The 12,617-nt window shown below is 49.0% G+C and carries 13 protein-coding genes, 2 pseudogenes and 1 riboswitch; of the genes and pseudogenes, 8 read left to right on the top strand and 7 right to left on the bottom strand.

Features of this window, described 5'->3' with window-relative positions:
- Positions 1 to 28: 28 nt before the first annotated feature.
- Genes ACTRC3_RS05435 through ACTRC3_RS05425 form a run of 3 tightly spaced genes read left to right on the top strand, consistent with a single transcriptional unit; the run spans position 29 to position 1,629 of the window.
- Entirely contained in the window at positions 29 to 337 is a 309-nt protein-coding gene (locus tag ACTRC3_RS05435; protein ID WP_178038252.1) for a hypothetical protein, read from the top strand.
- Complete coding sequence (murI, locus tag ACTRC3_RS05430; protein ID WP_440322112.1) at positions 330 to 1,154, top strand: glutamate racemase; 825 nt, start codon at positions 330 to 332, stop codon at positions 1,152 to 1,154. The genes ACTRC3_RS05435 and murI overlap by 8 nt, the downstream gene beginning before the upstream one ends.
- Before the next feature lie 19 nt (positions 1,155 to 1,173).
- Complete coding sequence (locus tag ACTRC3_RS05425; RefSeq protein ID WP_440322110.1) at positions 1,174 to 1,629, top strand: DUF1934 domain-containing protein; 456 nt, start codon at positions 1,174 to 1,176, stop codon at positions 1,627 to 1,629.
- Positions 1,630 to 1,676: 47 nt separating this feature from the next.
- On the opposite strand, the gene ACTRC3_RS05420 is transcribed toward ACTRC3_RS05425, so the two are convergent.
- The gene (locus tag ACTRC3_RS05420) at positions 1,677 to 2,120 is read right to left on the bottom strand and encodes a hypothetical protein (protein ID WP_178038249.1); all 444 of its coding nucleotides are present in this window, start codon (positions 2,118 to 2,120) and stop codon (positions 1,677 to 1,679) included.
- Positions 2,121 to 2,257: 137 nt separating this feature from the next.
- Here ACTRC3_RS05420 and cls point away from each other — a divergent pair, with 137 nt between their 5' ends.
- The 4 genes from cls to ACTRC3_RS05400 all read left to right on the top strand — a co-directional run bounded on the left by cls (position 2,258) and on the right by ACTRC3_RS05400 (position 8,656).
- Positions 2,258 to 3,739, top strand: a complete 1,482-nt coding sequence (gene cls, locus ACTRC3_RS05415; RefSeq protein WP_440322108.1) for a cardiolipin synthase — start codon at positions 2,258 to 2,260, stop codon at positions 3,737 to 3,739.
- 140 nt (positions 3,740 to 3,879) lie between these two features.
- Positions 3,880 to 4,947 (top strand): trigger factor, encoded by a 1,068-nt coding sequence (tig, locus tag ACTRC3_RS05410; RefSeq protein ID WP_440322106.1) that lies wholly within the window; start codon positions 3,880 to 3,882, stop codon positions 4,945 to 4,947.
- 178 nt (positions 4,948 to 5,125) lie between these two features.
- Positions 5,126 to 7,465 carry a ferrous iron transport protein B gene (feoB, locus tag ACTRC3_RS05405; protein ID WP_440322104.1) on the top strand — a complete coding sequence of 780 codons (2,340 nt, stop codon included), beginning with the start codon at positions 5,126 to 5,128 and terminating at the stop codon, positions 7,463 to 7,465.
- A 45-nt stretch (positions 7,466 to 7,510) separates the two neighbouring features.
- A complete protein-coding gene (locus ACTRC3_RS05400) occupies positions 7,511 to 8,656 on the top strand; it encodes an MFS transporter (protein ID WP_440322103.1) in 1,146 nt (381 codons plus the stop codon).
- A 48-nt stretch (positions 8,657 to 8,704) separates the two neighbouring features.
- Here the strand turns inward: ACTRC3_RS05400 and ACTRC3_RS05395 are convergent, their stop codons facing one another.
- Both ACTRC3_RS05395 and ACTRC3_RS05390 read right to left on the bottom strand, forming a co-directional pair.
- Positions 8,705 to 9,448, bottom strand: a complete 744-nt coding sequence (locus tag ACTRC3_RS05395) for a TraX family protein (protein ID WP_440322101.1) — start codon at positions 9,446 to 9,448, stop codon at positions 8,705 to 8,707.
- A 26-nt stretch (positions 9,449 to 9,474) separates the two neighbouring features.
- On the bottom strand, positions 9,475 to 10,842 hold the full coding sequence (locus tag ACTRC3_RS05390) for an NAD(P)/FAD-dependent oxidoreductase (RefSeq protein ID WP_178038243.1): 1,368 nt from the start codon (positions 10,840 to 10,842) through the stop codon (positions 9,475 to 9,477).
- A 21-nt stretch (positions 10,843 to 10,863) separates the two neighbouring features.
- Positions 10,864 to 10,960, bottom strand: a riboswitch (purine riboswitch).
- 111 nt (positions 10,961 to 11,071) lie between these two features.
- On the opposite strand from ACTRC3_RS05390, the pseudogene ACTRC3_RS05385 reads away from it, so the two are divergent.
- A pseudogene (locus tag ACTRC3_RS05385) lies at positions 11,072 to 11,185 on the top strand (sporulation transcriptional regulator SpoIIID); the annotation flags it as partial.
- Positions 11,186 to 11,307: 122 nt separating this feature from the next.
- Here ACTRC3_RS05385 and ACTRC3_RS05380 read toward each other — a convergent pair.
- From ACTRC3_RS05380 to ACTRC3_RS05365, 4 genes and pseudogenes are all read right to left on the bottom strand, one after another.
- Positions 11,308 to 11,523: a PF20097 family protein gene (locus ACTRC3_RS05380; RefSeq protein ID WP_440322098.1), complete on the bottom strand. Its 216-nt coding sequence runs from the start codon at positions 11,521 to 11,523 to the stop codon at positions 11,308 to 11,310.
- Positions 11,524 to 11,539: 16 nt separating this feature from the next.
- Positions 11,540 to 11,980: a helix-turn-helix domain-containing protein gene (locus tag ACTRC3_RS05375; RefSeq protein WP_440322097.1), complete on the bottom strand. Its 441-nt coding sequence runs from the start codon at positions 11,978 to 11,980 to the stop codon at positions 11,540 to 11,542.
- A 102-nt stretch (positions 11,981 to 12,082) separates the two neighbouring features.
- Positions 12,083 to 12,178: pseudogene (locus ACTRC3_RS05370) on the bottom strand (class B sortase); the annotation flags it as partial.
- A gap of 123 nt (positions 12,179 to 12,301) precedes the next feature.
- Positions 12,302 to 12,617 (bottom strand): TetR-like C-terminal domain-containing protein (locus tag ACTRC3_RS05365; RefSeq protein WP_440322095.1); only part of this gene is annotated, 316 nt, incomplete at its 5' end.

Genomic DNA, 12,617 nt, shown 5'->3' with positions numbered 1-12,617 from the left:
CTCTGGAAAATGATTTTCAGGAGGAGCCATGAATATAATAAAACAAATACTTGAAAATAAATGGAAAAAAGATATCGAAACTTATGTCAGAAGGCATGGGGAGCTTGCATTGCTTATCTTATCGCTGCTTCTGGGAGCGGCGGGAACCTGCCTGTACGCCGGATATGTACAGAAGTCGAAGCCTGTCCGCGTAGAGCAGACAGCCTGGTGGGGCGGCCTGTACCCGGATTACTGTATGCCGGGGGCGGCGGAAAAAGAAGTGCGGATCCGGTTTCGATATCTCACATTTTTGAACCAGAAAGAGCCGGAGGCTTATATAGGAGAAACAGATGAATGATTTAAGAGAGGCCCCCATCGGCGTCTTCGATTCCGGAATCGGCGGCCTGACGGTGGCGCGGGAGATTATGCGTCAGATTCCGGAGGAGCGGATCGTGTACTTCGGAGATACGGCGCGGGTTCCCTATGGAAGTAAAAGCGGTAAGACGATTATCCGCTATTCCTGTCAGATTGCCCGCTTTCTGAAGACCAGAGGCGTGAAGGTCATCGTGGTGGCCTGCAATACAGCCAGCGCCTACGCGCTGGAGGCACTGCAGCAGGAGATGGATATCCCGGTGATCGGCGTGGTGCGTCCGGGAGCCCGCGTGGCAGCCAGAGAGAGCATCGGCGGTAATATCGGCGTCATCGGTACGGCGGCTACCGTGGGAAGTCATATTTATCAGAAATACATACAGAGCCTGCGTCCTGAGGCACAGGTGTTTGAAAAGGCCTGTCCCCTGTTTGTACCCCTGGTGGAAGAGGGCTGGCGCAAGGATCCGGTGACCCGTATAGTGGCGGAGCGCTATCTGCAGGAAATGAAGGAACGAAAGATTGATACGCTGATTTTAGGCTGCACCCATTATCCGCTTCTGCGTTCCATGGTGGCAGACATTATGGGACCGGATGTGGTGCTGGTGAACCCGGCCTATGAGACGGCGATGGAGCTGAAGCAGCTTCTTAGACGGGAGAATATAGAGAATTGCGGCGGCAGTAAGATCGAGGAGAATCCCTATGAATTCTTTGTCAGTGATCAGGCGGAAAAGTTCCGGACCTTCGCGGATTCCATTCTGCCCATTGATATTACAACGGCGAAGCAGGTTCCGATCGAGGAATATTAGAAACAGAGGTGTATCAGAGGTGAAAAAAGAGATTCTGCTGAGTATTGCAGGTCTTCATATGATAGAGGAAGAGGACGGTAATGTGGAGGTCGTTACAGCCGGGGATTATTATAACCGGAACGGCAAGCATTACGTGGTCTACGATGAGGTTGTGGAAGGCTTAAGCGGTCATATCAGCAACACCATTAAAATTGGGGACAATTCCCTGGAGGTTATGAAGCGGGGACTGACGAATACCCGGATGATATTTGAAAAGGGAAAGAAGACTTTAACCCGTTATCAGACGCCTTATGGAATTCTGGATCTTAGCATTCTGGCCAGAGATGTAAAGGTGGAAGAGACGGAGGATGCCATTGACGTGGCGGTGGATTATGTGCTGGAGGTCAATGATGAGCATCTGGCTGAATGCAATATTAAAATGAATATCCGGCCCCGGGAGGCGGGAAACTTAAGTCTCCAGACGCCGGAAGCATAAAAAACAGGAGTTCTGAATCGGAACTCCTGCTTTGCTTTTCGCATTATTTACTTGTTAAACAGACGCTTGAAGAAGCCTTTTTTCTTCTTCTCCGGCACTTCCAGTCCGCCGCGGGCGCTCTTAATCTCGGTGATGTAGATACCGCTGACTACGACCTTGACTTCCTTTTTAACCGGAAGCAGTTCAAATACCTGCGCGTCGCAGGCAAGGGTCATGATCCTGGGACCAACCTTGGCTTTAACGATGGGCATCTTGTTCCGGCGAAGAAGCTTCGGGGTCTGCTCAATGACCTGCTCCGGCAGGCCTGACTGGGACAGCCTCAGCTTTTTCTTGTCGATGATCAGCATGCTGACGGTCTGTGCTACTGCGTCCATCTGCTCCTTCTGGGCGATCTGACGGCGCTGCGCTTTTCTTCCTACAAAATAGAGAACCACCAGCGCCACAACCAGCACCAGCAGAATCACGATTAATGCGATGGTAAGCTTTGACATAAACTTATTCCTCCTGGGTCATTCACATGAGTGATATTATAGCAGTTTTTATGGTAAAGTGCAAGGAAAAATGGTAGAATGCAGGTAACAGTTCAATACAGCCTGAAGACAGGAAAGTCGTAACAGGAGATGAGTGTATGGAAATTCTGATTTGGCTGGGACAGTTTCTCATCCGGATGGCAAATTTCTGGATGGAGCATCTGATTTTTATTAATATTATACTGTCGATTGTCATTGTATTTTTCGAGCGCCGAGATCCGAAGACCGTGTGGACCTGGCTGCTGGTGCTGTATTTTATCCCGATTCTGGGCATCTTCCTGTATTTTATTATCGGTTATGATTTTCATAAGAGACAGATGTTCCGGACAAAGGAAATCGAGGACGCCATGTGTTCGGCGGTAAGGGGGCAGGAGGAAAGCATCTTTCGGGACGAGTTCGCGCCCAGCGATCCGCGTCTTCGGAAGTTCTCGGACACAGTACTGATGAATCTGGAGGCGGCGGACGCGGTCTACACAGCGGACAACGATGTGGAGATATACACCGACGGCAAAGAGAAGTTCCGGGCGCTCTATGAAGAGATTGAAAAGGCAGAGAAATTTATTCATATTCAGTACTATATTATCCGAAATGACGAACTCTGGAAGCCTTTTGAGGAACTGTTGGCGCGAAAAGTAAAAGAAGGCGTAGAAGTCCGCATCCTCTATGACAGCATGGGCTGTCGGAGTATGAAGCACTCGGACTGGAGGCGGATTCGATCTCTGGGTATTCATGTGGGCGAGTTTTTTCCGGCTATTCTCGGAAGCCTGCAGCTTCGTGTAAACTATCGAAATCATCGGAAAATCGTAGTAATTGATGGGAAAACGGCCTTTGTTGGGGGCTTCAATATCGGACGGGAATATATCGGACTGTCGCCGAAATTCGGATACTGGCGCGACACCCATCTGCGCATCCGTGGAAGCGCGGTGCTGGCTTTGCATATCCGGTTCATTCTGGACTGGAATTACGCGACAAAGCAGAATCTGTTTGCCCGTGACAGCTATTTCACTTACCGGCCAGAGGAAAAGCCGGGCAGCGAAGCCATCCAGATTATTTCCAGCGGACCGGACTCCAAGTGGCAGAATATCCGCAACGTCTACCTGAAAATGATCAGCAAGGCCCGAAAGAGTATCTACATTCAGACTCCTTATTTCATTCCGGATAACGCAGTGCTGGACGCCCTGCGGATCGCGGCCATGTCGGGCGTGGATGTGCGGGTGATGATTCCCTGTAAGCCTGATCATCCCTTTGTGTACTGGGCGACCTACTCCTATATCGGTGATCTGCTGGCAGCCGGGGTCAAATGCTATACGTATGATAACGGCTTTCTGCACGCCAAGGGCATGGTGGTGGACGGCCTGGTCAGCTGCTACGGCACCGCTAATATGGATATCCGAAGCTTCAAGCTGAATTTCGAAGTCAACGCAGTCATTTACAGTATCAGAATAGCCCGCCGGATGGAGGAGATTTTTCGGGAAGATCTGAAGGTCTGCACGCAGGTGACAGAATATCTCTACGGAAAGCGTTCTTGTCTGGTGCGGATCAAGGAACAGTTTTCCAGACTGTTTTCGCCGGTTTTATAAGGATTTAAGAAAGGCTTAAGAAGCCTTTTCTTGCCCGTGGGCAGAAAATATGATATGGTAGGAAAAACGGTATCCGTGTTCAGATAGACAGAGGGGAGTTTGACTTCGGATTCGGACAAAGAATAAGAGGAGAATATACAATGAGAAAGAAATGGATTACGGCTGCACTGGTGTGTACCCTGGTACTGACCGGCGGCTGTGGAAAAAGCAAGAACGCAGAAGCAGACAATAGCAGTACAGACAGTACGGCTTCCGGCATTGCGGGACAGTATCCGGACAGTAAGATTACAAAGCTTGGCAATTATAAGGGCGTGGAGATTGCGAAGGAGAACGTGGAGGTAAGCGACGATGAGGTGCAGTCTGAGATCGATAACCTGCTGGCTTCCTATCCGGAATATCAGAAGCTGGACAAGACAACGGTAGAGGACGGCGACTGGGTCAATATCGATTTCGTGGGTAAGAAGGACGGCGAGGCTTTCGAAGGCGGTTCCTCCAGTGAGGGCGGATATGATCTTCTGATTGGTTCCGGCTCCTTCATCGACGGCTTTGAGGACGGTCTGATTGGTAAAAATGTGGGTGACAGCTTCGAGCTTCCGCTGACCTTCCCGGATACTTACACGCCGAACCCGGATCTGGCCGGTCAGGACGTGGTATTTGATGTGACGATCAATGCCATCGAGGAGCAGGTGGATGCGGAGTGGAACGATGCCTTCGTGCAGAAGAACACTGATTATGAGACTGTGGACGAGTATGTGGCAGCCACGAAGGAGAGCCTGCAGCAGCAGAAGGATTCCGATAAGGCTTACTACGTGATGGAAGCCATTGTAAATGATTCCGAGTTTGAATATGCGGATTCAGATGTACAGGCGCTGGTGGACACGCAGAAGCAGCAGTATGAGCAGTACGCGTCCTATTTTGGTATGAGCCTGGATGATTTTCTGAGCAACAGCGGCATGACCGATGAGAAGCTGAAGGAGAACGCAAGGTTCCAGATCGGCTGCACCCTGGCCATCGACGCCATCGGTAAGGCTGAGAACATGACCGTATCCGACGAGGAGTACCAGAGCGGCCTGGAGGAACTGGCAAGCCAGTACGGCGCAGAGTCCGGCGAGGCCTTTGAGGAGCAGTACGGCAAAGAGGACGTCGAAAACAGTATTCTGTATGATAAGATCATGGATTATGTGGTAGACCAGGCAGTCGTAAAATAAAGCAGAAAATGTCAGAGAATGTAAGGCGCTTCCGAATATCGGGGGCGTCTTATTTTTGTGTCAGGAAATGCAGAAGTTTGTCATAAATAACTTGACAAATGCGCTCATCTGTCATACCTTTACAGGAGAAGATAAATGATAATATTTCTCAATAAGATAAAAGTAAAAGAGGCAGAGTATGACATTAAGAGAATTACCGATCGGGAAGACCGCCACCGTCGTTTCAGTAGGCGGAGAGGGAGAGCTGCGGCAGCATTTTCTGGATATGGGATTGATTCCCCAGGGCGAGGTGACCATGGTGAAGCTGGCCCCCATGGGAGATCCCATGGAGCTTCGGATTCACAGCTATGAGCTGACCCTGCGTCTGGCGGACGCGGAGAAAATCGAGATTGAAAATATCCGGGACGCGAAAGAACAGAAGCCCAAAGTAAAACGGGAAGCTATCGATCATCCGGGTCTCGGCGAAGGTGGAAAGTATCATTTTAAAGAGACAGAAAATCCCCTTCCGGAGGGAACGCTGCTGACCTTTGCGCTGGCAGGCAATCAGAACTGCGGAAAGACCACCCTGTTCAACCAGCTGACCGGTTCCAATCAACATGTGGGTAACTTCCCTGGCGTTACCGTAGACCGAAAGGATGGCGCTATCCGCGGAAAAGAAAATACCCTGGTGACGGATTTACCGGGTATCTATTCCATGTCCCCCTATTCCAGTGAGGAGATTGTAACCCGAAATTTCGTGCTGAATGAGCATCCGAAGGGAATCATCAATATCGTGGACGCCACGAATATTGAGCGGAATCTGTATCTGACCATGCAGCTCATGGAGCTGGATATTCCCATGGTTCTGGCTTTAAATATGATGGATGAGGTCCGGGAAAACGGAGGCTCCATTCTCATCAACCGCATGGAGGAGATGCTGGGTATCCCGGTGGTTCCCATTTCAGCCGCGAAAAATGAGGGTATTGACGAGCTGGTGTCTCATGCCCTCCATGTGGCCAAATATCAGGAGCGCCCCCAGGAAATCGACTATTGCGACGCCAATGAGGACGGCGGCGCGGTACATCGCTGCCTGCACGCCATTATGCATCTGATCGAGGATCACGCCAGGGAAGCGCAGATTCCGGTGCGGTTCGCGGCGTCCAAGCTGGCAGAGGGCGACAAGCTGATTCTGGAAGCGCTGCATCTGGATCAGAATGAAAAAGAGATGCTGGAGCATATCGTAACCCAGATGGAGACCGAACGTGGCCTGGATCGGGCGGCGGCCATTGCCCACATGCGTTTTGATTTTATCGAGAGTGTCTGCGATGAGACGGTGGTAAAGCCTCACGAGAGTAAGGAGCATCTGCGCAGCGTCAAAATTGACCGGATTCTGACGGGCAAATATACAGCCATTCCCTGCTTTGTGGGAATTATGGGCCTGGTCTTTTATCTGACCTTCGGTGTCATCGGCGCATTTTTGTCGGATCTGCTGGATCAGGGCATTACTGCGCTTGGAACCGCTGTAGATCACTGGCTGACGGTAGGCGGTGCCAGCGACGTCATCCATTCTCTTGTGAGCGATGGTATCTTTAACGGCGTGGGCAGTGTGTTGAGCTTTCTGCCGATCATTGTCACCCTGTTTTTCTTCCTGTCTCTGCTGGAGGACAGCGGTTATATGGCCCGCGTAGCCTTCGTTATGGACAAGCTGCTGCGTAAAATCGGTCTGTCCGGACGAAGCATCGTGCCTATGCTGGTGGGCTTCGGCTGTACGGTGCCGGGCGTCATGGCCAGCCGTACCCTGCCCTCTGAGCGTGACCGGAAAATGACCATTCTGTTGACGCCCTTTATGAGCTGCTCGGCGAAGCTTCCAATCTATGGCTTCTTTGCGGCGGCCTTTTTCCCGGGAAAAGCGGCTCTGGTGATGATTGCCCTGTATTTTGGCGGAATCGTGATGGGAATCCTGATGGCGCTGCTGCTGCGTCACACCATGTTCAGCGGCGAGGCGGTCCCCTTTGTTATGGAGCTGCCCAACTACCGGCTTCCGGGCGCAAAGAACGTGGGACATCTTTTATGGGATAAGGCAAAGGATTTCCTGCAGCGTGCATTTACCGTTATCTTCATGGCGACGCTGGTAATCTGGTTTCTGCAGACCTTCGATCTGCATCTGACCCAGGTAACGGATTCCCAGAACAGTATCCTGGCCCATGTAGCCGGTGTGATTGCGCCGATCTTCAAGCCCATGGGCTTCGGCGACTGGCGGATCTCCACAGCACTGATTACGGGCTTCCTGGCCAAGGAGAGCGTGGTATCTACCCTGTCCATCCTGTTTGGCGGAACCGGAGCGTTACTGAATGCCCTGACTCCGCTGGCAGCGGTAAGCCTTTTGACCTTCTGCCTGCTTTATACGCCCTGTGTGGCAGCCATTGCTTCCATTAAGCGGGAGCTTGGCGGAAAATGGGCCGTGGCAGTTGTGATTCTCCAGTGCGTCATCGCATGGATAGCGGCGTTTGCGGTACACACGGTGGGGATGCTGCTGTAATGTTGTATACAATGTACTATCATTCCCCTGGGAGAAAAATAAAATATGAGTTTTTTATTGGGTATTATCTATCTTTCTTTTATCAGTCTGGGACTGCCGGACGCCCTGCTGGGTTCGGCATGGCCGAATATGTATCCGGAGTTTCAGGTTCCGGTGTCCTACGCAGGTATGATTTCCATGATCATTGCGTTTGGAACGATTTTGTCCAGCCTGCAAAGCGATCGCCTCACCAGACGCTTTGGAACGGGTAAGGTGACGGCGGCGAGTGTGGGGATTACCGCCCTGGCGCTGTGGGGCTTTTCCGTCAGCCACAGCTTTCTCCAGCTGTGTTTATGGGCGATTCCCTATGGACTGGGAGCAGGAAGCGTCGACGCTTCCCTGAATAATTATGTGGCGCTGCATTACGCCAGCAAGCATATGAGCTGGCTGCATTGTATGTGGGGAGTGGGAACGACGCTGGGCCCCTACATCATGGGAGCGGTACTTACCGGCGGAGCCGCGTGGAATAAGGGATATCGGGTTATATCGCTTTTGCAGATTGTACTTACTGTAGTTTTGATCGTCAGTCTCCCCAGGTGGAAGGAAGAGAATCCTGCGGGAGAAGAAACAAGGGGTGGGAAACCGCTCACCTTCAGGGAAATTATTTCCATTCCGGGGGCAAAGGCAATCATGCTTTGTTTCTTCTGCTATTGCGCTGTCGAGCAGACAACGATGCTTTGGGCAAGCAGCTACTTGAATCTTGCAAAAGGAATTGACGCCAAAACAGCTGCTTCCTTTGCCGGAATGTTTTGTATTGGGATTACCGTCGGACGTGGAATCAACGGTTTTATAGCCATGAAATGGAAGGATGAACAGATGGTTCGTATGGGCGAGGGTATGATACTGATGGGAATTCTGGTAATGCTGCTGCCCCTGGGAAATCTTGCGTCCCTGATTGGATTTTCCCTGGTTGGTCTGGGTTGCGCGCCTATATATCCCTGTATTATCCACTCTACACCGGAATATTTTGGAGCAGAACGTTCGCAGGCCATGATAGGAGTCCAGATGGCAAGCGCCTATGTCGGCATATGTCTGATGCCACCCTTCTTTGGTCTGCTTGCAAATCACATATCGATCCGGATACTTCCTCTATATTTGCTGCTTTTTCTTGTAATTATGGGAGTAATGTATGAATTGTTGAATAAGAAATAAGAAAGGGGCTGCCGCACGAAACTTAAATTCGTGCGGCAGCCCCTTTGCTTAGCGGTTTACATAATTAAGAATCGTTGCCAGCGCCAACATATGCACCGGATAAAATCCATAGCACAGATACTGGAAGGGCTTGCTGTGGTAGCCCTGCCGTCCGCGGTATAGCCAGATAGGAATCAGCGCCAACAGCGCCAGTCCCTGCTGACAGATCTCAAATTCGTTCCCAAACAGGTGAATGGGATACATCAGACCACCCAGCATCTCCACATTGACCCAGTAAAGCGCAAGGAACTGTCCCAGCAGGCACCACCATTTCCGTCCCCGGAAAAAATAGAAAATAAATACCGTCAGGATACCTGCGCCATAGTAGTCAACCATGCCCAGGGTTCCCAGCAGCGTCCAGATTACCGTGACCAGGGCTGCCATAAGCAGGTACAGCCAGGTTTTCTGCTTTTTGCGTACAGTCTCCATCAGACGGACACCGAGAAGAGCCAGAAGCAGCGTCCAGATTACGTTCTGGTGAACCGGATAAAACCAGGTTCCGCCGTACATCAGATCAAAGGGGATCTCAGAGAGAACCGCGAATAACAGCAGACGCTGGGCGTATTTTTTAAAACTGTGGGTGTGAAAATATCCTTCTACCGCCATAAACGCAAAGATGGGAAAGGCCAGTCTTCCGGCGCAGGTCAGCCAGTCCAGGGACGGGAGAAGCGTAGCCCAGAGATGATCCATCAGCATCAGCGTCATGGCAAGGATATGCAGCGCCGTGGCGCTTACGTCGTGATTTTTTTTCATTTACTACCTCAGAATGATTGGAAATTTTATAATCTGGCGGCAATCTGTCTGGCCACGTAGACTCCGCTTGCGGAAGCGTGGGACAGGGAATGGGTAATACCGCTTCCGTCGCCGATGATATATAAGCCCTCGTGACAGGTCATAAGATTGTGATCCAGCTCGACCTCCATATTGTAGAACTTTACTTCTACGCCATACAGCAGGGTATCGTCGTTGGCGGTTCCGGGCGCAATCTTATCCAACGCGTAAATCATTTCGATAATACCGTCCAGGATTCGTTTCGGAAGAACCAGACTTAAGTCTCCCGCCGCGGCGTTCAAGGTGGGCACAGTAAAGGATTCGCTGATTCTTTCCGGAGTGCTTCTGCGGCCCCGGATCAGATCGCCGAAGCGCTGGACAATGACTCCGCCGCCCAGCATATTGCTTAATCTCGCGATACTTTCTCCGTATCCGTTGGAATCCTTGAAGGGCTCTGAGAAATGCTTTGCGACCAGTAACGCGAAGTTGGTATTATTGGTCTGCTTGGCCGGATCCTCATAGCTGTGTCCGTTTACGGTGACAATTCCGTTGGTGTTCTCGTTTACGACTTCTCCCTTGGGATTCATACAGAAGGTACGCACCAGATCCTCGTATTTGGAGGTACGGTACACAATCTTGCTTTCGTATAATTCGTCTGTCAGATGGGAGAAAATTCCGGCAGGAAGCTCCACACGCACGCCGATATCCACGCGGTTGGAATTGGTATGGATATTCAGATCACGACATACCTGCTCCATCCATTTGCTGCCGCTCCGTCCTGCGGAAATTACACATTCTTTTCCCTCATAACAGGAATCTCCGTGATAGATCCGATATCCCTGCTCCAGCTTTTCAACCTTATTGATAAAGCAGTTAAAATGAAAATCCACGTTCTTTTTCAGATGATCATATAAATGCTCCAGAACGATATAGTTAATATCCGTTCCCAGGTGTCGGACAGAAGCGTCCAAAAGATGCAGGCCATTTTGCATACAGCTGGTTTTCAGACTGGAACCGGCAGTGGTATACAGCTTTGTGCCCTCGCCGCCGAAGGCCAGATTAATCTTATCTACATATTCCATCAATTCCAGGGCGGATTTTTTCCCGATATACTCATACAAGGTACCGCCAAAATCGTTGGTGATATTGTATTTTCCGTCTGAGAATGCCCCTGCGCCGCCAAAGCCGCTCATAATAGAACAGTTTTTGCAGTGAATACAGGATTTGATTTTATCCCCGTCAATGGGACAGTGACGTTTTTTTAATTCATTTCCCATTTCAAAAACAGCAATCCGTAAATCCGGTCTTTTTTCCAATAATTCATATGCGGTGAAGATGCCTCCCGGCCCTGCGCCTACAATCAATACATCATACATTTCCGTTACCTCCTGAAATAAAAAAATGACTACCAATAGGGTAGTCAACCAGTTTGGCGGTTGGTAGAAACGTCTGCCCATTTTGCAGACTTATACCCAATTTATTATACCTGAAAAGAGGTATGGTTTCAATACCGGGTTTTGCTTCTATAGAGAATCTGTTTCCGGCAGGGTATAACCGCAGTTCTCCCTTCATAAGATGTAAAAAACGTTCTTATGGGGGAAAACCTTGAAGGATTATATCGAAGAACGCGCGGTAAACATTGCGAATTATATCATAGAAAACAATGCGACAGTGCGTCAGACGGCGAAGAAGTTTGGAATTAGTAAAAGTACGGTACATATAGTGGTGATGAAATAGAACGACAAACCAGAGTGGTGTATTGGCTGGAATAGCGATATAAAAGGAAAGGGCTGTATTTACAGCAGCCCTATCTCATAATTTCTTTATTGAATTGTGACTGCTTAATACTTAAATATAACTGTTTTGCACTCTTCACAAATGGAAGCAGCTACCCTTGTTCTATGACTTGGTTTAAGCTCTGTGATTTTCACAAAGCCCTCTGCATTTTTCGCATTTTCAAATATTCCCGGTACTTTATTTGCAAAGCTAAAAGCACCATCCTTACTGCAAAACAAGTATCCGTCACGCATCTCTTTACCACATTCAGGGCATTTCATTGTATGCACCTCCGTTTCATTCATTTGTCATTTGCCTACTCAATTTTAATGCTTCTTGCACTCGCTGTTCAAAGACATCTGCCTTAACAAGAGCAATGCCTTCTGTATCATCTCCGAGAACAACTAATCTGTCGCCTTCATTTAGTTCAAATGTTTCCCTTGCCACTTTCGGTATTACAATCTGACCTTTGCTACCGATAGTGACTGTCCCCCATAAATGCTTACCTATCGGGGCAGGAGCAATTTTTATATCATCAACTTTATTGTCCTGATGAACAAGTGAATCTATCGTAACACCATAGTATTTTGCAAGCTTGTCACACTTATCAATATCAGGATAAGTCTCTCCCTGTTCCCATTTAGAATAGGACTGTCTGGAAATTCCTATCACTTCTGCGACCTGTTCTTGCGTCAGTCCTTTGATATTACGAAGAAATATCAGGTTATCTGCCAACACTTACTTCACCTCCTCGTCTACTAATATTATACGTCCGAAAAAGTACACTTTCCACCATATAAACTTGTCAGAAAAGTATTTTTAATGTTAATTTCACCTGCATTACTCAGATATCTTCTTAGCGACAACAACAAGCCTGTCATTGTTTCTTGAATATTCACAAGTAAAAAGAGAAATCAGCTTGTCGCCATACTCTGCCGCATTAGAGCATATGAAGTTTTGGCTTTATCTTGTAGTTTGCGAATATCCGTATAAATAAAAAAGCCCTTTGAGAAAAGGATTTCTTCTCTCTCAAAGGGCAAGTTGAAAAACTAGAAGTTGTCAAACAGCGTTCGTTGTTTCGCTTTGTGGCATTTTTACACACTGCTGAATCACACCTGTAACATACGTAATGGAATCGGTGCAGTCGTTCTTGAGCCATTCTGAGATAATTGCCATTAGTCCCCGAATATAAAAGGCCATGATATAAGGTCGATCTTGCTGTAGTACACCGTAGCGGTCGAGAATCGGCGTAAACACATGACGGAACATCCTATCATAGCTTTTATCCATCCCCAACACCGCCGCATTTTCTGTTGCTGTGCGAAACAGTCGCTTGTTATTCTTAATGTAGCTGAGGTAAGGTGTTAAATAATCC

Origin of the sequence: Laedolimicola sp., from assembly GCF_051972735.1 — a bacterium.
In the GTDB taxonomy this organism is placed as follows: domain Bacteria; phylum Bacillota; class Clostridia; order Lachnospirales; family Lachnospiraceae; genus Laedolimicola; species Laedolimicola intestinihominis.
This window is presented reverse-complemented; position numbering and strand designations above follow the sequence as displayed.

What these genes read in the sequence shown, in the direction of transcription:
- ACTRC3_RS05435 (WP_178038252.1), top strand. Translation starts at nt 29, where the DNA reads ATGAATATAATAAAACAAATACTTGAAAATAAATGGAAAAAAGATATC.
- murI (WP_440322112.1), top strand. Translation starts at nt 330, where the DNA reads ATGAATGATTTAAGAGAGGCCCCCATCGGCGTCTTCGATTCCGGAATC.
- ACTRC3_RS05420 (WP_178038249.1), bottom strand. Translation starts at nt 2,120, where the DNA reads ATGTCAAAGCTTACCATCGCATTAATCGTGATTCTGCTGGTGCTGGTT.
- cls (WP_440322108.1), top strand. Translation starts at nt 2,258, where the DNA reads ATGGAAATTCTGATTTGGCTGGGACAGTTTCTCATCCGGATGGCAAAT.
- tig (WP_440322106.1), top strand. Translation starts at nt 3,880, where the DNA reads ATGAGAAAGAAATGGATTACGGCTGCACTGGTGTGTACCCTGGTACTG.
- feoB (WP_440322104.1), top strand. Translation starts at nt 5,126, where the DNA reads ATGACATTAAGAGAATTACCGATCGGGAAGACCGCCACCGTCGTTTCA.
- ACTRC3_RS05400 (WP_440322103.1), top strand. Translation starts at nt 7,511, where the DNA reads ATGAGTTTTTTATTGGGTATTATCTATCTTTCTTTTATCAGTCTGGGA.
- ACTRC3_RS05395 (WP_440322101.1), bottom strand. Translation starts at nt 9,448, where the DNA reads ATGAAAAAAAATCACGACGTAAGCGCCACGGCGCTGCATATCCTTGCC.
- ACTRC3_RS05390 (WP_178038243.1), bottom strand. Translation starts at nt 10,842, where the DNA reads ATGTATGATGTATTGATTGTAGGCGCAGGGCCGGGAGGCATCTTCACC.
- ACTRC3_RS05380 (WP_440322098.1), bottom strand. Translation starts at nt 11,523, where the DNA reads ATGAAATGCCCTGAATGTGGTAAAGAGATGCGTGACGGATACTTGTTT.